27 protein-coding genes and 1 tRNA gene are annotated in these 21,641 nt (G+C 32.3%); 9 read left to right on the forward strand and 19 right to left on the reverse strand.

Annotated elements, in window-relative coordinates; genetic code table 11:
- Positions 1-15 precede the first annotated feature (15 nt).
- Positions 16-282, reverse strand: a complete 267-nt coding sequence (gene groES / locus SHALO_RS05050) for a co-chaperone GroES (protein WP_025344147.1) — start codon at positions 280-282, stop codon at positions 16-18.
- Positions 283-492: 210 nt separating this feature from the next.
- Between groES and SHALO_RS05055 the strand changes: the two genes are divergently transcribed.
- A tRNA-Met gene (locus tag SHALO_RS05055) sits at positions 493-569 on the forward strand.
- A 74-nt stretch (positions 570-643) separates the two neighbouring features.
- On the opposite strand, the gene SHALO_RS05060 is transcribed toward SHALO_RS05055, so the two are convergent.
- The 4 genes from SHALO_RS05060 to SHALO_RS05075 are packed head-to-tail and all read right to left on the reverse strand — an operon-like array spanning position 644 to position 3,629.
- Entirely contained in the window at positions 644-1,852 is a 1,209-nt protein-coding gene (locus SHALO_RS05060) for a tyrosine-type recombinase/integrase (RefSeq protein ID WP_069477632.1), read from the reverse strand.
- 60 nt (positions 1,853-1,912) lie between these two features.
- A complete protein-coding gene (locus tag SHALO_RS05065) occupies positions 1,913-2,149 on the reverse strand; it encodes a hypothetical protein (protein WP_069477633.1) in 237 nt (78 codons plus the stop codon).
- Positions 2,146-3,009, reverse strand: coding sequence for a DUF4373 domain-containing protein (locus SHALO_RS05070; RefSeq protein WP_069477634.1), 864 nt, complete (start codon positions 3,007-3,009; stop codon positions 2,146-2,148). The genes SHALO_RS05065 and SHALO_RS05070 overlap by 4 nt, the downstream gene beginning before the upstream one ends.
- Positions 3,010-3,011: 2 nt before the next feature.
- Complete coding sequence (locus SHALO_RS05075; RefSeq protein ID WP_069477635.1) at positions 3,012-3,629, reverse strand: hypothetical protein; 618 nt, start codon at positions 3,627-3,629, stop codon at positions 3,012-3,014.
- Positions 3,630-3,695: 66 nt separating this feature from the next.
- On the opposite strand from SHALO_RS05075, the gene SHALO_RS05080 reads away from it, so the two are divergent.
- Positions 3,696-4,409: a hypothetical protein gene (locus SHALO_RS05080; protein ID WP_069477636.1), complete on the forward strand. Its 714-nt coding sequence runs from the start codon at positions 3,696-3,698 to the stop codon at positions 4,407-4,409.
- On the opposite strand, the gene SHALO_RS05085 is transcribed toward SHALO_RS05080, so the two are convergent.
- From SHALO_RS05085 to SHALO_RS05105, 5 genes are all read right to left on the reverse strand, one after another.
- Complete coding sequence (locus tag SHALO_RS05085) at positions 4,384-4,593, reverse strand: hypothetical protein (protein WP_069477637.1); 210 nt, start codon at positions 4,591-4,593, stop codon at positions 4,384-4,386. The genes SHALO_RS05080 and SHALO_RS05085 overlap by 26 nt on opposite strands.
- 38 nt (positions 4,594-4,631) lie before the next feature.
- Positions 4,632-5,195, reverse strand: coding sequence for a hypothetical protein (locus SHALO_RS05090; RefSeq protein ID WP_145923234.1), 564 nt, complete (start codon positions 5,193-5,195; stop codon positions 4,632-4,634).
- 3 nt (positions 5,196-5,198) lie between these two features.
- Positions 5,199-5,516: a hypothetical protein gene (locus tag SHALO_RS05095; RefSeq protein WP_069477639.1), complete on the reverse strand. Its 318-nt coding sequence runs from the start codon at positions 5,514-5,516 to the stop codon at positions 5,199-5,201.
- An 81-nt stretch (positions 5,517-5,597) separates the two neighbouring features.
- Complete coding sequence (locus SHALO_RS05100; RefSeq protein ID WP_069477640.1) at positions 5,598-5,879, reverse strand: hypothetical protein; 282 nt, start codon at positions 5,877-5,879, stop codon at positions 5,598-5,600.
- Positions 5,880-5,930: 51 nt separating this feature from the next.
- Positions 5,931-6,425: a hypothetical protein gene (locus SHALO_RS05105; RefSeq protein ID WP_069477641.1), complete on the reverse strand. Its 495-nt coding sequence runs from the start codon at positions 6,423-6,425 to the stop codon at positions 5,931-5,933.
- A gap of 726 nt (positions 6,426-7,151) precedes the next feature.
- Between SHALO_RS05105 and SHALO_RS05110 the strand changes: the two genes are divergently transcribed.
- The gene (locus SHALO_RS05110; RefSeq protein WP_069477642.1) at positions 7,152-8,204 is read left to right on the forward strand and encodes an ATP-binding protein; all 1,053 of its coding nucleotides are present in this window, start codon (positions 7,152-7,154) and stop codon (positions 8,202-8,204) included.
- Positions 8,197-10,422, forward strand: coding sequence for a S8 family peptidase (locus SHALO_RS05115; RefSeq protein WP_069477643.1), 2,226 nt, complete (start codon positions 8,197-8,199; stop codon positions 10,420-10,422). The genes SHALO_RS05110 and SHALO_RS05115 overlap by 8 nt, the downstream gene beginning before the upstream one ends.
- A gap of 16 nt (positions 10,423-10,438) precedes the next feature.
- Here the strand turns inward: SHALO_RS05115 and SHALO_RS05120 are convergent, their stop codons facing one another.
- The 4 genes from SHALO_RS05120 to SHALO_RS05135 all read right to left on the reverse strand — a co-directional run bounded on the left by SHALO_RS05120 (position 10,439) and on the right by SHALO_RS05135 (position 12,966).
- Positions 10,439-10,846 carry a hypothetical protein gene (locus tag SHALO_RS05120; protein WP_069477644.1) on the reverse strand — a complete coding sequence of 136 codons (408 nt, stop codon included), beginning with the start codon at positions 10,844-10,846 and terminating at the stop codon, positions 10,439-10,441.
- Positions 10,847-10,899: 53 nt separating this feature from the next.
- Positions 10,900-11,538: a tyrosine-type recombinase/integrase gene (locus tag SHALO_RS05125; RefSeq protein ID WP_069477645.1), complete on the reverse strand. Its 639-nt coding sequence runs from the start codon at positions 11,536-11,538 to the stop codon at positions 10,900-10,902.
- Between the two features lie 146 nt (positions 11,539-11,684).
- Complete coding sequence (locus tag SHALO_RS05130) at positions 11,685-12,341, reverse strand: hypothetical protein (protein ID WP_069477646.1); 657 nt, start codon at positions 12,339-12,341, stop codon at positions 11,685-11,687.
- A complete protein-coding gene (locus SHALO_RS05135) occupies positions 12,331-12,966 on the reverse strand; it encodes a hypothetical protein (protein WP_069477647.1) in 636 nt (211 codons plus the stop codon). Before SHALO_RS05135 ends, SHALO_RS05130 begins: the two co-directional genes overlap by 11 nt.
- Before the next feature lie 255 nt (positions 12,967-13,221).
- Between SHALO_RS05135 and SHALO_RS05140 the strand changes: the two genes are divergently transcribed.
- Positions 13,222-13,623 (forward strand): hypothetical protein, encoded by a 402-nt coding sequence (locus SHALO_RS05140; protein ID WP_069477648.1) that lies wholly within the window; start codon positions 13,222-13,224, stop codon positions 13,621-13,623.
- Positions 13,624-14,320: 697 nt separating this feature from the next.
- Here the strand turns inward: SHALO_RS05140 and SHALO_RS05150 are convergent.
- Together SHALO_RS05150 and SHALO_RS05155 are read right to left on the reverse strand one after the other, a co-directional pair.
- Positions 14,321-14,503 (reverse strand): hypothetical protein, encoded by a 183-nt coding sequence (locus SHALO_RS05150; protein ID WP_069477650.1) that lies wholly within the window; start codon positions 14,501-14,503, stop codon positions 14,321-14,323.
- Complete coding sequence (locus SHALO_RS05155; RefSeq protein ID WP_069477651.1) at positions 14,500-14,874, reverse strand: hypothetical protein; 375 nt, start codon at positions 14,872-14,874, stop codon at positions 14,500-14,502. The genes SHALO_RS05150 and SHALO_RS05155 overlap by 4 nt, the downstream gene beginning before the upstream one ends.
- A 345-nt stretch (positions 14,875-15,219) precedes the next feature.
- Here SHALO_RS05155 and SHALO_RS05160 point away from each other — a divergent pair, with 345 nt between their 5' ends.
- The 4 genes from SHALO_RS05160 (at position 15,220) to SHALO_RS05180 (ending at position 18,584) form a co-directional block, all read left to right on the forward strand.
- Complete coding sequence (locus SHALO_RS05160; RefSeq protein ID WP_069477652.1) at positions 15,220-16,098, forward strand: hypothetical protein; 879 nt, start codon at positions 15,220-15,222, stop codon at positions 16,096-16,098.
- Positions 16,099-16,171: 73 nt separating this feature from the next.
- Positions 16,172-16,960, forward strand: a complete 789-nt coding sequence (locus SHALO_RS05165) for a PDDEXK family nuclease (RefSeq protein ID WP_069477653.1) — start codon at positions 16,172-16,174, stop codon at positions 16,958-16,960.
- Positions 16,961-17,336: 376 nt separating this feature from the next.
- Positions 17,337-17,747, forward strand: a complete 411-nt coding sequence (locus SHALO_RS05175; RefSeq protein WP_084010740.1) for a hypothetical protein — start codon at positions 17,337-17,339, stop codon at positions 17,745-17,747.
- 90 nt (positions 17,748-17,837) lie between these two features.
- Positions 17,838-18,584, forward strand: coding sequence for a hypothetical protein (locus tag SHALO_RS05180; protein ID WP_069477655.1), 747 nt, complete (start codon positions 17,838-17,840; stop codon positions 18,582-18,584).
- A 353-nt stretch (positions 18,585-18,937) separates the two neighbouring features.
- Here SHALO_RS05180 and SHALO_RS05185 read toward each other — a convergent pair whose 3' ends face one another.
- The 3 genes from SHALO_RS05185 to SHALO_RS05195 all read right to left on the reverse strand — a co-directional run bounded on the left by SHALO_RS05185 (position 18,938) and on the right by SHALO_RS05195 (position 21,348).
- Positions 18,938-19,879 (reverse strand): hypothetical protein, encoded by a 942-nt coding sequence (locus SHALO_RS05185; RefSeq protein ID WP_069477656.1) that lies wholly within the window; start codon positions 19,877-19,879, stop codon positions 18,938-18,940.
- Between the two features lie 486 nt (positions 19,880-20,365).
- Positions 20,366-20,968, reverse strand: a complete 603-nt coding sequence (locus SHALO_RS05190) for a mobile mystery protein B (RefSeq protein WP_069477657.1) — start codon at positions 20,966-20,968, stop codon at positions 20,366-20,368.
- The gene (locus SHALO_RS05195; protein ID WP_069477658.1) at positions 20,968-21,348 is read right to left on the reverse strand and encodes a helix-turn-helix domain-containing protein; all 381 of its coding nucleotides are present in this window, start codon (positions 21,346-21,348) and stop codon (positions 20,968-20,970) included. Before SHALO_RS05195 ends, SHALO_RS05190 begins: the two co-directional genes overlap by 1 nt.
- Between the last annotated feature and the right edge of the window lie 293 nt (positions 21,349-21,641).

Raw genomic sequence — 21,641 nt, forward strand, 5'->3', positions numbered from 1 at the left:
TTTTTATATGATTGATTATAAAACGCCAAGAATGTCGTCGATAGTCATCACCACGTAGGTTTTGCCATCAAGCGTAAGCTCTGTACCTGCATATTTTGCAAAAACAACCTTATCACCAACACTTACAAGTCCTTTTTCTTCAACTTTAGGACTGACTGCTCTAACAATACCGCTAAGAGGTTTTTCTTTGGCATTGTCAGGAATGATAATACCTGATGCTGTTTTCGTAGCTTCTTCGACTCTTTCAAGAAGTACACGTTTTCCAAGTGGTTTGAAAGTCATTTGTATGTCCTTTTGACTAAAATTTTAGCACTCGTTTGTTTCGAGTGACAAAATTTTACACAAATACCGCTCAAAAGTCAAGAAAAAAGCGGTAAAAGTTTAGTCTGATATACTCAATGTTTTCAGCTTTTTTTCATGTTTTACGTAATACGCTATAATTAACCAAAGTATAAGTTTTATGACTATATAATGCCAACCTCTTTTAACCATGTCAAGGTAGCTCAGCTGGTTAGAGCGCTGGTCTCATAAGCCGGAGGTCGAGGGTTCGAGTCCCTCTCTTGACACCACTCCTAATCCCTAAATATAGGGTTTTTCAATACAATACAAACATATTTCAAGCTCTTAAAGATTCAAGTGTCACCTAAACTGTCACCTGTTTATAATCTTTATTAATAAGGCTTTCATATAGATTAATACTTGTATCAGCATCAATCGCTTTGTCTTTAAGCCACTTAGCATAATGTTCAAACAACATCTTTAAATCGCTATGTCCTAAGATATTCGCGATCTGTTGCGGTGTAAAAGCATTACTCTCAAGCGCTAGTACAGCAAACGTATGGCGGCAATTCTTGATATCTCTATATTCGACTCCACAATCTAAAAGAAGCTTATACCATTTTGTATTTTGTTTAATGGACTTGCCGTCTTTTATGATCTGTCTGGTCCCTCGAATATCTTTTATATCCTCCAAATTATTTCCATCCTCTTTTGAAAAAAGCCAAAGAGAATGTTTACGCCTAGCTTCTGCAACTAAACGTTCAATATGCAACATAGCACCAGTAAAGATAGGAATTATACGCTTACGATAAGCTGTCTTTGTTCCTTTTACCTTTGATTTAGTTACGTTACGGCGAATTTTAATAGTACGTCGCTGTAAATCAATATCTCCGACTTGTAATCCAAGGATCTCTGCCGGTGACATTCCCTCGTTAAAAGCTATGCCTAAATAATTGTGTAGCAATGAGCCATATTGTGTATCTTGAGCTCTTATCATCAAAAGATTGACTTCTTCTTTTGAGAAAGGTCTAATCTCCTCTAAATCACGATTTTTTCGCTCATGCAGTTTGATGTCAAACGTGATATTGCGATCAATCAATCCGGCATCAACTGCTACATCGAATATTCCATGAAAAACACGCAAGTATTTATTTTTGGTGCTTTTGTCTAGGGACTTACCTGTTTTTACGTTGGTGAGCGGGCCAAGATACTGTTTGATATCCAATTTAGTGATAGTTCGGATATCTTTTTTACCAAATTCAGCCAAAATACGATTTGTGCGATACTCGATATTTTGATAGTCCTCCCAGACCTCGTAATTTTTCAAAAAGATATTTGCAAAATAGTTAAACTCTTTAGATTTAACCATTGTACGTTTACTATCTTCAATCCTACGCGCTAACCATGCCGGTAAAAACTTACTTTGCATATAAGCAAGTGTTTTTTCAGCTTTTTTAACGCCTGTACTTTCTTCATACTTTGATATAGAGCCATCGGCCTTGGTTACAAAATAGCGTATATACCAAAATTTACGATCTGAGCGATTTAAGATAATCGCTCTTATATCTTGCATATTCTTCCTCCTTGGGTTACAAAAGAGGATTTTGAACTACTGACAAATAACATAGTTATTTTATCTTTTTTGTGAGCGCGATAAAAGCTCGTCAAGCTCATTGTCAATATGATTGCCTTTCATCCAATTAATTAGTGCATCGATATCCCAAAGAATCGCTTTTTTGGTTTTAGAAGGAGAGGGTGGTATAACGTAATGAATACCCTCAATTAGCTCTTTTCCCATGCGCTTTGTAAAATAATCATCACTTAAATCAAAAATATCTTTGAGGTTTTTTGTTTGCTTGAATGTTGTCATGACGCGCTCTTTTGGTGATTGAAATTTTGAACTAGCTTGTAAAATTCTTCCTGACCAAGATATAAAAACTCAAAATCCTCAAAAAGAATTTTAAATGCACCATCTTTTTTTAATTTTTCAACTTGAAGAATAGTTTTTTTAATAACGTTATTTGAGAATACACAGCCACGTAATTTATCAAGAAGCTCTTTTTCCCTGCCCTCAGAAATTTTTTGTTTCCATTCTTCAAAATCTCTTAAAAATTCAGGGTTATTTTGAATAAATAGCTCTTTTAATTTTGTTTTATATGCACTACGTGAAACTATTTCTTTTTTCGAATTTTGTATGATAGATTCACAAAACATATCAAGCTCTTGTTCTGTTGTGTTGTTATTAATTAAATTATTGTCTAATACGTTGTTGTGTTCTGTTATAGCTTGAGGGTTGCTCAAGCCACCCTTAGTTGAGTCTTGAGGACTAAAGCCTAATAGCGCTGCTTCTTGTGCAGCTAATTTTTCTTTTTTTGCTTGAGCACCTTTTTTCCCGCTCTCACTTGCAAGTTGTCTTTTTTCATCCCATTTTTGCATTCTACGCAGAAGCGAAGGTGAAAAAAAGAATTGGTCACCGTCTATCGTAAATAAATCATAAGATTCGATGACAACACGCATTTTTTGCGATGTTGTGTTGTAGCGTCTGGCAAGTGCATCAACTGCTTTTAATTGTAATTTATAGCCCTTTTGAGCACGTAGAGTCTCAATAAGAACCCAAAATATGCCAAAACCTTCAAGGCCAAGCTCATCAATTAAAAGAATGATTTTGGGATCATCTTTTGCATTACAGTCGTGACTAAACCATAATTGATTATCTTTTTCTTCGCTCATTTTTAATCCTCAAAATCATTTATTTTAAGGATTTCTTCGGTTTCTTCAAAATCTAAAACCTCTTGGAAAGCCCCTTTTTTTAGGGCTTTTGTAAATTCTACCGCGGCACCAATGTGGACTATCTGGGCTTTTTGAAAATCTTTTTTTTGTTGAATATTTTCATCATTTTGGAATTGGCAAACTGCACTAATGTTGATGCGGACATCTTGGGAAATTTGAAAATTATGATTTTGCCAATATGTCCAAGCGGCACTTGCAATAATATCTGCAATTACAGGGAGATCCCCCGCTTCAGCAGCTTCTATAAGGCGCTTATCCCGTCCATTTATACGTCGATTCTCAATGTTTTCCAATGCCAAAAAAAGAGGTTTTTGAATTTCTGTTAAACAAACTTCACGGTCAGCATCACCTGCATTTAAGGGGTTGGCAATGAAATTTTTACCATTCGAATGGATTTCGACCCATTTTGACAATTCTTCAAAAGTGTCTATAAAAGCTAATTTTTGCAAGATATTTTTTTGTTTCGCAAGCGAAACACCTAATTTTTTTATTGAAAAAATGTTAAAATCACCCCTACCTGATAAGGTAGGGAGATTATCGACTGTGGTCGGGAAGCTCATCGGGATCTCCTTTTTGTAATATTACTATAATATTACACTATCCAAAGTGGCATGTCAAGGAAAAATGTGAACAAAATTGAAATTAATGTTGATACAATTACCTATGAATTTTTGGTAAACCAGGCTAAACAGCTTGACCTATCACTATCTTTACTCTGTCAACATATTCTTACATCACATGCACTTGCATTTACTCATAAATTATCTGATGAAACAAGATTTATCAAACAGCAAATAAAGGAACCTAATGAAGAAAATCGTGAACTGAAAGAAATTATGGTTGCCTATCAAATAACACAATTAGATATGGCTTCTTATTTAAAAATATCACAAACAGCAGTGAGCTTATACCTTTCTGCTAAAAAAGAAAATGCTCTTATTAAAAAGCATTTAGATCAATTGGGCATAGACAAATTTTTAATGAAAATTTTCAAACATAAACATTTGTCTTTTACAGAAAATGAAGTTAGAGTTGACTTTAATCCAAGCTTTTCGAATTATATGTATAAAGAGTCTTCTTCATATGAAATTGTAAAAAACTGGTCAGAATCAAAAAAAATACTTTTTAGCTATATTATAAGCCTTGATTATATTGATGAAGAGGGAGAATCAATTGCTAAAGAAAAAATTTTTGAAGCAATAGACAATACTCCCAAAACTTGTGAAAATGAACTTACAAAAGCAGAAAAAGAAGGGCTTGATACGTACATAAGTATTTTACGATATTGCTTTGAAACCAACCCTTTATCTCCTCCTACACTTGGCGCAAGCCCTTTTTAATTGCATATTTATAATAGTTTGATAATCCTAATTTAAAATCTTCAGGCAAGTGGCTATTCACAATCAATCTTATATTAGGAATAGTAACACCAAGATCTATTAATTTTTTTATCTCTTCATAATGGTCGTCTAATATACTTTTCCCCCATTTAATTTTTGGTCTTACAAGTTGTACATTTTCCATTTTTAACTCCTGAATTTTATTTATATCTACTATTCGTTTTAAATCTGAAACTTTCTCTTCTTTAATGTGCAATACTTGGCATAATTGACAATATCTTCCAAATCATCACTATCAAATATAGCTTTACCATCAGCATATTCTTCTAATAAAGCCATTTCAACATTATCGGCTTTACAGGTAACGATAAAATCTGTAAAAGTAATATCAGCTTTAACATAATCCCAAAATTGTTCATGATCACTTGCGATAACCATTTGTGGAGCAATAACATTAATGCTAAATTCAAATAGCTTTTTAGACGTCTCAAATAAGAGAATATCAGTGATTGAATTTCCAACATAGAGTAAACATATCACATTTAATTTCATACTTTTGAGATACTGTAAAAACTCATTGGCTGCTTCAATAAACTGCAGGTTTTTGGAATGACTCTTAAAGCTGGAATATCTCACATACCGCTCAATACTCAGTGGTGTTTGATGAAGGAAAGCAGACAAGCACTTAGCGATAATTCTATCGCTAAGTAAAATTGCTTTCAATGTGTCATAACACGCCATAGCCTCCAAATGTATTACTTCTTTATGCTTTACTATAGTCATCATCTTTTATCTCACTTGCATTTTAGAACGATAGAGTTCTGTACCACAATGACGGCAGATATGGCTATGGATTAAATAATGGTATGTAAAAGCGATTTGTTTCATGTATATATTAGAAGTATTGCAATGATAACAATAAACCTTTCCATGACGTACCAAATGAGGGTAGCGTTGTTCATACTCTTTTAAAGTACATTCATCAGCCATATGTTCTATTTGTTTAGTATAGAATCGATTCATGACAATAATGAGTAATGCGATCACACCTATGAGGACAATAACACCAATGAATATATAATCAAAATGATCTTCTTTTAAAAACATGGAAACTCCTTTTATTTTTTAACGTATATGACTATTCGTTTGAAAATTAGGAGAGATCTCACATCTCTCCAACATATGTGTCTAATGCTCAAAATCAATAATAAAATCAGGCTCAATTTGAGAAAGGATTACACGCTCAAGCAACGTCTCTCTTCGTTTAATTCTCATCTTGGATTTATCGTACATGTTAATCACCGCACTGTCATCGCTTGGCGCACCGATGAAGAAAAATTGTGGAAACTCTTTTTCTAGCTTCATGCAAAATTTATCAATATCTTTTACGCTTTCGGTTGCTTGGTACAATGCAATATTTTCTTCCGAGAATATCTCCGCAAATAATTGCTCCTCTTGTTGTTCGTCCATGGGTAACTCCTTTAATTTTTCAGAAATTTCTTTCTGTTAACACTATTCGTTTTATTTTGGGTTACTTTTTGGTTTTAGCTCGGAATAGAAGACACTAAAGCCATAAACGAAGCGCCTGATCTCTTCTTTTGAGATGTAAAACTCTTTTTTGAGCCACTGGTATGAGATGTACAGAATTATTTTCTTGATCAGTCGTTTCTCAAGCTCTCTTGGTAATTCATTGATGATATTGGATTCAATGGTATGCAGTGCCTTTTGGATGCGACGTATCTCTTTTCGATGGATAGATCTTGCATTAGAGAGAATTGAATTTTTAACGGATTGTGCTGCATCAATAAAACCTTTCTTGATAATGTAGTAATCCACATAATGCAAGGTCATTTTATTGCTGAAGGGAAACATCTCACTTTGGTTCTCAAGACGTCTTATGAGTTCTTTTTTGATCGTTCCACGAATGATTGTGAGCATATGCGTACCTGTTCTTTCTTCTAATGGATGTTCATCGTTTTGTTCAAACTCTTTGAATGCTTCTACGTGGTCCTTCATGGTTTTTCCTTTTGGGTTGTAACCCTTTAACCTAATACCTCTAAACTAGTGCTCTATAGGTATTTTTCGCTGTAACCCTTTAACGTAATACCTGCTAACTAGTCACCTAAAAAGCAGATCGTAACCTTCTAAACATTTACGTTCTACGTATACATACCAAACTAGTAACCTTGTTTGGTACTTTTTGTTCTTGGATGGTTTAGGAAGTGGTGAAGTAAATAGTCATAAAAACTCCTTGTAATTTTGGTGTATATGACTATTCGTTTTATTTTGGAGGTGTTTTAAAAAAATGAGGGGGATTTACTTTTCAAGAGTGATTTTTTACGTTCTAAAACCGCCATTCGACTAAACCTGAATTTGAAAGTGACGGTGATTGAGAAAATGAAAACGGTGATGTTTTACTGAAGGGCTGATTGTGAGTTTATTCCTAGAGCAAGAGTCATCTGAATTTGAGAGTTTATATGCGACTTTAAATAACTTATCGTTTTGCTAGGCAAAGATAAATTACAAAATACGTGTGATAAATAGGAATTATTAAAATAAAACTCTCATTTTTAATAATCAATATTTGTCCCTAATATTGATTATTTGTCCCAATGTGGGTATAATTTATTATCAAATAGAAGAAGAATGTAAAAATTAAAAGTCGTAACATTTGATTAACAAGTAGAGTGCTTTAAAGCTAGGTTATTTATTTAATTAAAGACCTAAGAAGGGATAAATATTATGAAGAAAAAAAATGTTTTAAATTTAATAAAATATTATGCAGAAAAAAATGATGCTGGATTTAGAACCGAAGCTTATGAAATAGCTCGCTATTTCGATAGTATTGGAAATTACCAGCTTTCAGAGTATATCATGGCACTATTATCTGATGCCAATACGTTTTCACCACAAATGAATGAAGAGGAATCAGCTTTTTTTAAAAAAGTAGAAATATCCAATGAGTCATTACCTCTTCCCGAAAAAATAAAAGACAATATTATTGGAATTGTCAATGCGGTTGGACACAATGCAGGTGTAAACAAATTCTTGTTCGAGGGTCCACCAGGAACAGGAAAAACGGAAAGTGTTAAGCAAATTGCACGAATACTTGAACGTGAACTTTTCATGGTTGAATTTAGTGCGATTGTCGATAGTAAGCTTGGACAGACATCAAAGAACATATCAATTCTATTTGATGAAATACGCAATTTAAGAAACCCAAAAAAGGCTATTATTCTATTTGATGAAATTGATGCTATTGCCATTGATAGGATTAATTCTAATGATTTAAGAGAAATGGGAAGAGCAACATCTGCAGTGTTAAAAGGCTTGGATAACCTTAACGATAATGTCATCTTGATAGCTACTACAAATTTATATAATGCCTTTGATAAGGCACTTGTTCGCAGATTCGATTCTATTATTGATTTTAGTCAATACACAAAAGAAGATTTACTCGAGATTGGCGAAATTATATTGAACGAATTTCTAAACAAATTTCACTTTGCAGGTAGAAATATGCGGTTATTTAAAAAAATACTTGGACTTTTAGATCCTATTCCTTATCCCGGAGAACTGAAAAATCTAATTAAATCTTCGTTGGCTTTTAGCGACCCTAATAGTGAGTACAACTATTTAAAAAGGTTGTATAAAACAGTAACAAAAAATCTTAATGAAAATAATTTAAAAGAGATACAAGATAAAGGGTTCACTGTTAGAGAGCTGGAAATATTAACTGGCATCTCAAAAAGCCAAATATCGAGAGAATTAAAGGGAGGATTGTCAAATGAATAGCCTTTTACAATTAAAAGGGACTTTTGAGCAAGAAAATAGAAGTCCTAGCTTTAGGAAGGCAATTCTTCCGGCAAATGGAATTGTTACCAGTTCACATTTGGAAAGTTTAAAGAAAAATTTGACTAATTTAAAGCAATTTTGGATAAAAGAAACTATATGCAACGGAGCATTAGTAAGTGCATATTATAATAAAGTTGCTGCGAAAAGCAATCGCATTAGTTGGTTGCTTTCAGATGGAAAAAATAAAGCCAATAAAACCATTGTAGGTGCTAGATTTACTGATGATGGTTCCAAACATATTATTACACATTATGTACAGCATGAAGTTTTAAATACATCCATATCCCAACTTGACTTATGTATAAATGTACTCAACCGCGATTTTGATGGTATTATGACAAAAGAGAAAAATGAAAGTATTAACGCACAAGAAAGTAAATATGAACCGGATGGAATTCTCAAATCTAACTTTACTCAAATAATTGTAGATGCGTACTATATTGAAAAATTTGATACTTTTGTCGCAAATGATGAATCTATTGGCAATGCAATTATTACCTTATTCAAAACAGATAATGAAGCAATAACTTTATTAAAAAAAATTGGAATAGATTTACAATACACTAGTGTATTAGACGAGACTACGATCTTATTGCAACCCGATGATCTTGAATTACTCAAAAAGAAAGCTCCTTATTTAATATCAATGGCAGTAAGCGATTTATCATTGATAGACAGCTGTGATTTTGATTTTGTTAATGAAAAGGTTTTTTCTATTCCAAATCCAACTAATGAACCAGTTATAGGGGTGATCGATACCTTATTTGATAATAATGTTTACTTTGCTGAATGGGTTGAGTATCATGATATGTTGTCTGCCGATATACCGAAGCAACCAGTTGACTACAAGCATGGAACAGCAATTTCTTCAATAATCGTAGATGGGCATAATTCGAATCCTAAGTTGGATGACGGTTGTGGGAGATTTCGAGTACGCCACTTTGGTGTTGCAAGTGCAAGGCAATTCAGCTCATTTTCTATTATGAAAAATATCGAAGAGATTATTATAAAAAATAAAGATATAAAAGTTTGGAACTTATCACTAGGATCAAAACTTGAGGTTAATAAAAATTTTATTTCTCCTGAAGCTGCTATCCTTGATAGAATCCAATATGAAAATAATATAATATTTATCATTGCAGGCACTAATAGAACAGTAAGTGATCCTAAAATAATGAGAATAGGCACTCCCGCTGATTCGATTAACTCTATTGTCGTTAACTCAGTATCAAATGACAACAAACCGACAGAATATTCAAGATGTGGTCCTGTATTATCTTTTTTTACAAAGCCAGATATTAGTTTTTATGGTGGCGATGATAAGTCTCCAGTACGAGTTTGTACTTCTACTGGTGAAGGGCTTGTAAGTGGGACATCCTATGCTGCACCTTGGATTGCGCGAAAAATGTGTTATCTGATCAATATATTAGGATTAAGTCGAGAAGTTGCGAAAGCTCTAATAATACATGCATCAACAGGCTGGGAAAAGCAAAAAATAAGTTCTACATTAATTGGCCATGGCATCGTTCCAAAGAGAATTGAAGATATTGTTCAATCACCAGATGATGAAATACAATTTATTTTGTCAGGTGTTTCAGAAAAATACAATACTTACAATTACAATATTCCTGTACCAATAAATAAAGAACAACATCCTTTTATAGCCAAAGCAACACTATGCTATTTTCCTTATTGTTCTAGAACCCAAGGAGTCGATTACACAAATACTGAACTTGATATTTCACTTGGACGAATCAATGGTACAAAAATAAAAACGATCAACAATAATTACCAAATTGATGCTGCTGATCATTTTACATCAGAAGAAGAAGCAAGAAAAAATTTTAGGAAATGGGATAATATTAAACATATCCGTGAAGTCTCTACAAAAGGAGTTCGTGACAAAAAAGCTTATGATACTAAAGGATTATGGGGCGTTAGTTTAAAAACAAAAGAGCGTCTTGATGAAAAATATGGTGAAGGAATAAATTTTGGCTTAATTGTAAGCCTAAAAGAAATACATGGCATAAATAGAATTGAAGAATTTATCAGACACTGTTCTTTGCGTGGTTGGTTAGTGAATAAAATTGAAATTAATACCCGAATTGATATTTATAATATTTCAGAGGAAACAATCGATTTTGATGACAAGTTTTAATTAAATTGAAGGGCAACTAAAGCTGTATTTTACTTGGTGCTAATGGAGAAGCGCCTAATAAATGAAGAAAAGCTTCTCGGGAAACGACATCTTCATTGAAAAGCTCATTGAGATCGCGCTCTTCACATTCACGAACAATTTTTGCAAATGCAACTCTCTCACGTGCTGTTAATTTGGCATAGCTTTTTTTAGAGAAGAGTTTAAAAATTTCATTGTCATTGAAATGCTCTTCTTGTTTGATATTACGGTTAAGAATAACCATAATTCGTTTAGGTGCTTTTTGGGTAATATTGGACTCTGCAAACTTTGCATCGATATGTTTCAAAAGTAAATAGAGCTTATGCTTCTTATGTGAAGGATTGCTCCACTCTTTGAATGTACTACGAGGGATATCTAAAAGATTCAGTACTTGTGTTTCATGCATGGCAAACTCCTCAGTGAAATTATAGCCGAATATCGTCTATAAAGTAAAGAATTTTAATATAACTTTGCATTTGCATTCTCCAGCGCCTTATCCAACTCTTGATTAGAATATTTCAAATAGATCAAAGTGCTCTTAATACTCTTATGACCAAGGGCATTGCTAACCAAAACGATATTAGCGCCTGAGTCCAAAAGGTGAATGGCACGAGAGTGACGTAAGGTATGTGGATGCGCTCGCTCTCTTTCGATATTTGCTTGAGTGGCATATCTGATAAACGCATAGTTGTAGGTTGTTCTATCACGATTTTTGAGGATAAAGTTATCTTTGTTGGCATTACGTGAGAGTTGCTCTTGTAATATCAAAGACTTCAGCCTATCGCTGATTTTAATGAGGCGAAAGCTGTTTTTCTTGCGCTGCTTGAGGTTGATAACTTTCAATCGATTGGTCTCTAAATTGAGATCACCAAACGTAAGCTTGAGTGCTTCAGAGATACGGCTTGCTGTTTCATAACATACAAGCCATGCTAAGCGGTAGGATGAATCACTGATGGATAGCAAAGTGTTTAACTCTGCAACGGAGAGGTATTTGATGTCATCTTCAGCATCCTCTTGCTGAATAGGTACAATCTCTTGTTTGCCTCTTTTGATAGGCAACGTCTCAATAATTTCTGCTTCAATAAGTTCGTGTGTCATAGTTTGCTCCAAAACAAATAGATTTAATACTATTCGTTTTAGAATTGCTCTAATATGACATTATTTAGTTCAAAGCAAATGAAGTTACTAATGTTAAAAGTGTTATATCTTCCACCTAGTTGTTATACTGACGCCTAGGCTTTCCCTCATATTGTTTCAAATGTCATTGCTTTAATTTTATCTGCCAATATTTTAATATCTTCATGATTTTGAATTTCCAAAATTGGCTTGTATCTTATCTTCGCTTTGATAAAATAATTTTCCCATGCTGGGTAATCTCTTTTTTCTTCAATTTCTTTGGTCCACTCTTTGGATTCGACTAAAATTTCAATATTTTTCTCAATTTTTTGAATATCAAAATTAGTCCAATCATACTCTTCATCTTCATCCGAAGTTAACCCAATACAAGCGCTCATCATAGATACAGTATTATCTAAACTTTGACTGATACTTACAACAGGCATAAAACATCCATACACAAGAAGAAGCGGAATGTTTTTATCAATGTCCAGTTTTTCCGTTATATCTTGATAACGCCCGCACCCATCTATCTCCTCAGCAGCGACTATTAGTCTAAATCCAATAATGGTATTATTGTTTGATGCAACATAAAATTCATAATCTAATGCACCTTTATTTTTATCAAAAAAGAAATTTTCACGAATGGAGTCATCGTATTTTAAAAGATTTTTACTCTCAAACTCTAAACAAAGGTCTTCAAAGATATGCTTGGCATCACGAGAAAAATTTGCTGCTTCTTTGAGCATAGTAACAATATTAGCTGTGTTTATTTCATTTTCCACTATAAAATCCTCCATATGGATAATTTATTTTTCCAAGATTCTTGCTCCACCCATCCCAAATAGAACCAAATTTATATTCAAGATAGTGTAATAGATGTGAAATGAGTGCTGATTCAATCACTGAGTTTGATTTTGGGATATCTCGCAGTAAACTATAAAATTCTCTCCATGTAAGTAAATATATTTTCTCATGATACAAGTACTTCTCTTTGGCTCTTTTATGATGCTCATGAAAAAAAGTTAAATAGATGAGATAATCACAATGTTCGGCATAATCTATGAGTTGATTCTCATCACTTTCGCCACTTAGATATTTGACTTCAACGATAATTTTTTTACCATTGTCGAGCTCAAAATAGACATCGGGTTCATCTCTGTTTTTGTCTGTTTTTTCATTTTTATTTTGAAATATTTTCCATAATTCAAAACTATTGGAAGTGATTGACAATTCGCTTATTTGAGTTAATTTTTCATTTTCTCTAATATGCTTTGCATTAGCAAGAATTTTTATAAGATGATGAGGGATCATACGCATTAATCCAAATATATTAGAGGTAAGAACATCTTCTAACTGACTAACAGCTGTACCTTGTCGAATCTTTTTTCTTATCTCTGCATCAATCATAAAATCCCTTCTTGATTAGCTTTTTAATAATAAAGAAAATTTAAAATAACTAAATCTCTAAAAATATGCTTTTCAACATTTTATACAAATGTTGAATTTTAACACAAGAAGACAATGTTTGATGGATTAATTTAGAGGCCCACGAATCAATGGATCATGTCATATTCCACAAAATGGGCTATTTTGTTGAATTGTTTACTTTAAAAAGTTTCGATAGAATATTCTTAGAATAAATTAGGATTGGTACTACAAATAATGATAAAACAAATCCTCAAATATTGTTTAATAATAAGCGTTTTTTTTCTACCATCGCTTGCAAATGAAAAAATCAATCAATGCCTAAAAAATAATAATTGTGCATTTATTGTATGGGGTGGAATGACCTCAAATACTGCAATGTCTTTTGTTGTGTTGAAACAGACTTGGATAACTTTTTCACAGCAAGATAAAGATGAGTTAAAAACTATTCTACAAGCAAAAATCATTGAAGCAAAAAACAACCCTGATAAATTTAATAATTTACCTCCTAATGCTCCAATTTATAAAAAAGTTAATGACAATATTTCAAGCATACGATCATATTCTGTTATTTTATCTGGTACAAAAAATAATAGTGGAGTTCTTATGCTCGATAATGAAATTATAAAAAATTGGTAATTAGCAAGCGCCGTGCAGAAAGAGATATACCTAATAATTTAACCCTTATAATTTAACTTTCACTTCGCTTAACATACAAAGGAGCTAATCTCTTTTTGAAATAGCTTTAATGGAAATACAAAAGGGCTATCTGCACGTGTATAGTTTTTCGTTTATGTATAAGATAGATCCAAAGTATTTACATGCAGAATTAGTCAGGTATTAAATGGCGTTCGTTTTGGTGATTTTAAAACTGAAGAAAGAAAGAAACGCTCGAACCGGGCAATCCGAGCGTTCATCTTAAAAATTGGTAGGTTATTCACAAAAAGGAGGTAGTGTCTTGGTACTGAAAGTATAGAAGAATAGATTAAATGCTTTCGTAATCCTTTGTTAATCAAAAGCCAACAAGCTCAAAAATAACGATTGAGCCAATTTTTAAGCCAAAAACTCTTTGAATATTTTCCAATAAAGCATGACAGAATCCCGATCATGACTAAAAACCAGCACAACACTGTACCTTTCCATGAAATGTCGATCACGCTGACAAGCAACGCTGCAACCAGGAGAAAAATACCATAGGTATATTTAGCAATGCTCATGAGGATTTGTTTTTCCTTTCATGGAGCAGCTTACCCAATGCCAAGAAGCCTGCGAATACCAGTAAAATCATTAAAATGTTTTCTAACGTCATTTTTTTTCTCCTCTAATCTCCATAGCTTTATCCTTCCGTTTCTGCTTGCCAACGTTTTTTAACTGCTAGGCTAATTTTTTCTTTATAGGATAATCGTTGATTTTTAATACGATTTTTTCTCACATCGTTCCCTAGTTTTGTAAGAAATAATGTCGCCATCAGACCTAAAATACTTAGTATTAATGCGATAGTTGGACCATCAATTTTCATAGCTTTATCTTTTCTTCTGTAGTATCTTGCACTGGTGATACATACTCAAGAAGTTTTTCGTATCGCTCAATTGGTATCATCACTGCTACAAGCTTATCATCCTTCATAATAGCAATTTTTTCCATTTCCTTTGATTTTAAGGCATCAAGGTACTGATTTATATTGTTTGCAATGCTATCAACGCATTTAATCTCAGCCAGCGTGAAAGGGACATGCACTTGCGCTATATCTTCACTTTGTTCTTGATTGGAATAGTCCTGAAGCGCACGTTTCGCTTGCTTTCGATCGATATACCATATTGCTATTTTGAGATTCATAGCCGTAATGAGTATGAGAACTCCAGCTAAAACAGTGAGTTGGATTGGTGACATGTAAAAACTCCTTTTTGAGACTATTCGGTTTGAATAGAGCTCTTCATTTGATTTAGATAAATGAAGTTAAGAAGTTTTTTGGAAGTTTGTTTTTGAAAGATAAAAAGCATTCTACTACTTTGGTTGAAAAAATCAAGAGATTTTGAGAAAAATAGCGTAATTTCATGAAACGATTGCCTTTTAATACTTCAGTGAAGTGCTTCTTGCTACAAAATACGTAAAATATTGCATTTCTAAATAGTTTATTACTTAAATAAACTATTTTCATGGTCATTTATTTAACTAAAGCTAGACTCCATAGTATATAATGTTCGTTGAATAAATAGTTAGGCAATAAGGAAAACAATGAAATTTGAATTTGGTGATTTATATAAATTTATAGTTTCTTTAGGTGTAGTCTTGGTTACATTATCCATAATTGTTCCATGGCTTTTTTTAAAAGAATCATTTGATCTATTTAGAACTCAACAATATTTAGAAACAATAACTGAAGTAGCAAAGATAGTTATAATTGAACGTCAAAATACAACAGCTTTTATAATTAAATATATACCATTTTTCTCAATTACTACTGCATTAATTGGTATTTTATTAATGTTATATGGATTAATAAAATGGTATCAAAATCAATTATTAATTGATGAACAAAATAGATTAGAATTAGAAATTAAAAAACAGTCATTTCGTGACGCCACAAAAGATGAAATTGAAAATCCTATTGAAAATGAATTTAAACAAAATGATAATCAATCATCTAATCTTTCCACTTTTATAAATAGATATATAGAAATTGAAAATAAAGTTTACAAACAACTTTTTGATATTTATAAAAATAATTATACTGTTGTTCAAAATAAAATAATTGCTGGAATTGAATTAGATATTCTTCTTGAAGGAAATAGTATGTTTAGCAAAGACTATTTAATAGAAGTTAAATATATTAAAAAAGGCTTTAACTATGGATGGTTAAAGGAATCTTTCCTAAAAAATATTTATGCTAAGAGTGTTTATTCTCAATTTACAAATAGATTACCTAATACATTATTACTTATTATAATCGAAGACTCAGCTTATGACAAAGAAAAATATAATAATTTAATTGAAAGAATACAAAGTGAAAGAATAGGTAGAAAAGGAAAAGATTTAATTTATATTGCTACTAAGCAAGAGTTTTTCAATTACAATAAAGATGAGATTCAAGAAAAAATAAACATAAGTGCCTAACAAAAGTTTAGAGAGAAATAAGTTACTCTAGCGGCTGAACTCTCAAGTCAACCGTTATGTAAAAGGAAACTAAATGAATGTATATGATGATTTTTTTAGACACATATCACCAGAAGATTGGGAATTTTTTGCAATAGATTTTTTAGTATCTAATGGCTTTTTAATTATTAATTATCCTTCAAGAGGATCTGATGGTGGAAGTGATGGTATTGTAGAATATAATAATATAAAGTATATAGTTAGCTGCAAGCATTACTTGAACTCAGGTAAATCTATAGGTACAGATATTGAACAATCAATTTTAGATAGGACATATCAACATGGAGCTAATGGATTTATTGGGTTTTATTCTACTCTTGTTTCAAGTTCTCTGCAAAATAGGCTGAACCAGTTAAAAGACAAAATTAATATATTAATCTATGATAGAAACATAATAAGTAATTATCTACCAAAAATCTCAAGTTCTATATTACAGAAATATGGTTTACCTAATCAATTTCAATATATTTTAAATGTTGCAAAAAAAGATTATAAACCTTTAAATTGTTTGATATGTAGTAAAGATATTCTACAAGATGAAAATATTAGTTTTTCTATGGCACTTATTACAAAAAATAAAAATGATGAATTTGAATACCTATATGGATGTAAAAATTGTATAAGAGATATTCCTGATAGGGGTTGGTGTGAAATTAATCAAGTTTTACATTTAGAACAACTTAATGGATGGTTATATTATGTTGATGAATTAGTCAAAAATGCAAACGTATCAAATCAATTTTATAAAAATAAAAATGATTTTGAAAGTAGATTACAACAAAAGCTATTTCCATCAAATTGGGGTCAATGGTTGCCACTATAAACAATTATATAATAAAATGTAGTAACTAATAAATTATCTAACGGTAATTTATTGAACATATTCAACCATTAGAGTAAAGGGGTTTAATGATTACTGATAGCTTCACAATATATGAAAGATCTTATTTTTCGATTAGTCATATTGCAACAGCATCGCTTTTTGCAAAAAAATCCCTTAATATAGAGATGAACAATGAGCAAGGGAGTTTTTTCAAGATGTACCGTTACAATATGAATACAGAGGTTACGTCGTTTCATCTATTTTACAATCTATAGCCTTTTTAGAAGCAACAATAAATGAAATTTTTTCTGATTGCGCTGAAAACTCGTTCTCAAAACTTAGGCAAGAACAGGTAGCCTTACTTGGAAGGATGTGGATGAGAGGAATACCAAGAACAGCAAAATATTCAATCATAGAAAAGTATGAAATCTTACTAGATCTCTTAAATTTAGAAAAATTCAACACTGGGACAAGCCCATATCAAGACGTTACATTACTTGTAGAATTGAGAAATGCGTTGATTCATTATGAACCTAAAAATATCATGAGTTCAAGTTCAGATAACTACAGTTTCAAAAATGCTCATAAGTTTGAAAAAAAACTTCATAATAAGTTTGACGAAAACAAGTTTTACAAAGGTACAGGTACCGCATACTTTCCAAATAAATTGCTTGGAGCACATTGTGCTGCGTGGGCTGTAAAATCTGCAGTAGCATATACTGATACATTCTTTGATAAATTAAATATAATTGCTACATATGATCATGTACGTTCTAAATTACTCTAACAAATCAAAGGAGACAAATCAAAAATCTTGGGATAGCTTTTTGATTGCTCATTTAAAACGTTAGACACTTAAAATTAAAATGAGGCTTTAATGAAGTTAGCGATATATTTAAAAAAATATGGAACTGAGTTAGAAGATTGGTGTATTTCAGGAACTGGATCACTAAACTATCAACCTCCAAATAAGTCAGATATATTTCTTGATAATGCAGAAAATGATTTAGCTGTAAATACTGACTCTGGCAATGTGAATGCACTTGCTAATGCAAAGAGAGCGATAGATTGCCAAATTGAGCAACTCATTAAGCTTTTAGGGTTAAAAAAAGCGAAACAATTCCCAAAAAAAATTGAATATATTAACGAGATTGGACTCTTCGCTCCTCGGATACTTATCAAAGTGAATCAAATCAGAAATTTATTGGAACATGAATTTATAAGCCCTGAACGTCATCAAGCAGAAGATGCTGTTGATATTGCAACCCTATTTGTAAAACTAAGCAATACAGTTTTTTATCATTTTTCCCATGATTTTCAAGCATCAGAATCAATTCAAAACTTTTCAGGAAATCATTATGAGCTAGGAACTACTGCATCTGGTTTACATATTGTATTTGCGGAAGAAAAGAATCCTTATTTTCAGGTTACCGGTTATTTAAAGGATACAATACTTATGGACTATCAATTAACTAAAGATCATAATGAATATATCCCTGTAATGAAAATGTTTGTGTCACATATCATTACTGACAATCATCCAATGGACTTATATGAAACGATGATTAGCGAAGTCTTGTCTAATAAAAATGAGGAGACCAATACTAATTCACAAGCGGTTTAGTATTCCTTGTGAAGCAAAGCGCAAATTCAGTCATATGAAATTCTCTGAAAAGCCTAGAACGCGACTATATTTTCAAAATGTATGTCTAATTTAAATGTTCGTTTGACACCTCTATTGCTTTTTTATAGGTGTCTTCAAAATCGTTCATTATAACTACTCCTCAGGTATAGTTTCAAAATGCGAACAGGTAATATTAGTGACAACAGGCAATAGTAGGAGTTCTCATATTTTTGCATTGCATTGCTCCTTTCACTTAATTTTCTGCATCTGCACATAACGATCAAAATGAGAGCAATCGAAAATATGTCTTTCTGTTTATGTCCTTCTGTTTTTGATTAGTTCCCTTGGGGTTTTTAAACATTTTTGATCCGTTCTTTCATTAAATCTATATGCTCTGTGGTGAATTTTTCATTAATGAGTTCTGCCTGCCCACGGGATAATATAAATTCATAGTTTTTCTTTGCATTATGATCTGGATTGATAATAAAAATTTTTCTTCCTTCAACACCAGAAAAATCATCAATATATGGTAAGTTTGACAAGAATAAGCTTCGTATAAAAAAATCATCAGGGGCTAGACTAAGACCAATAATATAAACGTCATGGGTAAATCCAAATGCAAACTCAGGTTTGTACCATAAGACTGCATTGGAGCGAACATCAAAGGCTTTACCATATCCTGGCAATACAAGAAATGGTTCTAGTTCACCTAAAGGTGAGAACTGATGCCATACTTTATAATCTAGAATAATTGATGTATGGAACAGTTCATTTGTCATCATCCCTTCCGTAAATCGTAGAGATTTCCACTGTATTATGTTGGTTTGCTTTCCTATATAGCGTGGTTCGTTAAGACGCCAATTTACTGACCCGTGCATTTTACATATTTTAATTGCTTGAGCATCATCCCAATTATATGTATATGTTTTACCAACCTTCAATAGTGCAATTTCTAATAAGCAATCCCAGTTAAAGGAAAGAACAATGTCATGCTCATGAAGTTGACTTGCAAAATCTAGATAGATTTTGGGAATATTCTCTATGGCAGGTGTCTTCTCTGCAATTGTTTTTGAGAGATAAAACCTTAATGCAAGTTTTTCTCTTGAACCTTCTTCTTTCCATCTTTCACCGCCCCCATATTCTCTTAACTCAATGTATTCAAGAAATGTGCATAATTCTGAAAAGTCAACTTTAGCGTAGTCAAGACAACCTTCGTCATAATCTTGAAAACATTCGTGGGCATACATATCAACTCGTTGAAATAGTTCTGGACATTCTTGAGAAAATTTCTGCATTGTTAACTTTAGAAGTTCAGCAGTTAGCGGTATTCCAGCACTTGCGGAGAATCCAGCACCTAAAATAAAAACACGATTTTTCTTAATGTATGACTCGATTTTTTTACCTTTGTATGTTTAGCTATTTATTCAACGAATATTATATATTGCAGAGCTTGGATTTAGATAAATAAACGACCATAAAATAGTTGATTTCAGTGATAGAAATATTTCAAAACATCATTTAATTTTGTAAAGTTTATGATAAAAAAACTACTTGATATAGCAAGAGGTGAAATTAGATTCCAACATTATGATCAAATGAAGTGCTTTTCATATCCATAGAATTGTGCTACATCTAACTCCTTATCGTATTATGTATTTAATACCATATTTTTTTAGCAAAATATACTATTATGTTTATAATAGTATATTGATTTTGCGGCGAAAACCTCCGATAGCTATTTAGGGTATTATATTAGGTTAGTTTTTTGATTTATGTGCTGATTAATACGTTTGGTGATGCATGGTTATCAGATCTGCAAAATCACTCTGATCTGCTTTTTTAAGTGCTTGTATGTAATCACTGCGTTTTGGATTTTCTTTTGCCAATAAATCCTCTTGCCACTTAACAGGCATAAGTCCATTTTGACGTAAATAGATATTAGCAAGCATACGACTCCATCTACCATTCCCATTAGAAAAAGGGTGAATGAAAACGGCTCTGTGATGAATACGTGCAGCAATTTCATAATGATCATACGTTTTATGTTTAACCCAAAAGGCTAAATCATCTACTAACTTTTTAAGTTCCATTGGTACGAGATAAGCTTTGATACCAATTGATAGTTCATTATGACGAAGCTTCCCTGCCCAATCCCATACATTGCAAAACATCTCCTCATGGAGCTTTAACATCCAATCATAAGAGAATGGGGCTTCTTTTTTGGAAGGTGGTGCTGATAAATACTTTAGGGTTGCAATAGCAATATTTTCAGCCTCTTTAATATAAATATCGCTTAACATATAGGTCTTATTTTTGGGGAGCTTTAATCCTGAGAGATCATGATAGGGTGTCGCATCATCAATGGGTTTTGTACTATCAATCATTAAGCTACCCACAATCTTTTTTTATATTCACCGCTCAAAAATGCTTGTTCAAACCCAGCAATCATCTTCTCAAGGACTTCTTTTTCTAACCCTTGCATTTCAAGTGCCGAGGTACTTTGAACCAGTGATGCCATGAATTGTGCTTTTTGATGAGCTCTATTTTTTTGTAGCTGTTCGAAAGGAACAACTTCATTACCTGCAAAATCAAGTCCTAAAATATTGGTAATGCTTTCAACTGTGCTTAACTTTACATCATCGCCTGCAAAGAAACGATTAACAGTTCTCATACCTAGTTGACTTAGCTTAGCAAGGTTTTCTAAACTGATTTTGAGCTGTTTGCGTCGTTGTTCAATTTTTTCAACCAGTTGATTTCTCATCATAATTCATCCTTTATAAAATTATGCCATAAATGGCATAATAAATCAAAGTATAAAGTCATTAATAATGGAGTAGGGTGTCACCTAAAGTGTCACCAAAAATGCGTAAATTAGTAGGTATTAGCGTTATTTGTCAGTGCTAAAATCCCCATAAATACGATATTGTCAATTTTCAAGCTTTCCTCATAAGCCGGAGGTCGAGGGTTCGAGCCCCTCTCTTGACACCACTTATTCTTCACAAATCCTTATACTATCGAACTTTCCAACAACTCATCTATAACTTTTAATTATTGTTT

The sequence above is a fragment of the Sulfurospirillum halorespirans DSM 13726 genome (assembly GCF_001723605.1).
In the GTDB taxonomy this organism is placed as follows: domain Bacteria; phylum Campylobacterota; class Campylobacteria; order Campylobacterales; family Sulfurospirillaceae; genus Sulfurospirillum; species Sulfurospirillum halorespirans.